Genomic DNA, 255 nt, shown 5'->3' with positions numbered 1-255 from the left:
TTAAAGCCATCAAAGGATTTCGCATAGTTTCTTCTAATCATAAACTGATCACATAATTGCGAAAATAAGGTTTCGATGCGCTTTCGGGATTTTCTAAAAATATAAGGCTGCGGCTTATATCCATGTTTATTTTTTCGCATAGGTACTTCCATATTAATCTGGTTGTAAGTAAATAAGTCTCTTTGATAATCAATACTCAGATAAGCTTTGTCTCCTAATATTGTACAATTTTGAAACAAGTGCTTAATATCTTTG

1 protein-coding gene is annotated in these 255 nt (G+C 31.4%); it reads right to left on the bottom strand.

The genetic code is table 11. From position 1 onward, the window contains the following. Positions 1–255, bottom strand: a 255-nt coding sequence (locus GNY06_RS03405) for a transposase (RefSeq protein WP_166518808.1), incomplete at both ends; no start/stop codon positions are given.

Origin of the sequence: Elizabethkingia argenteiflava (assembly GCF_009904105.1) — a bacterium.
In the GTDB taxonomy this organism is placed as follows: domain Bacteria; phylum Bacteroidota; class Bacteroidia; order Flavobacteriales; family Weeksellaceae; genus Elizabethkingia; species Elizabethkingia argenteiflava.
Note: the sequence above shows the minus strand (reverse complement) of the source record. Positions and strands in the feature narration are given on the sequence as shown.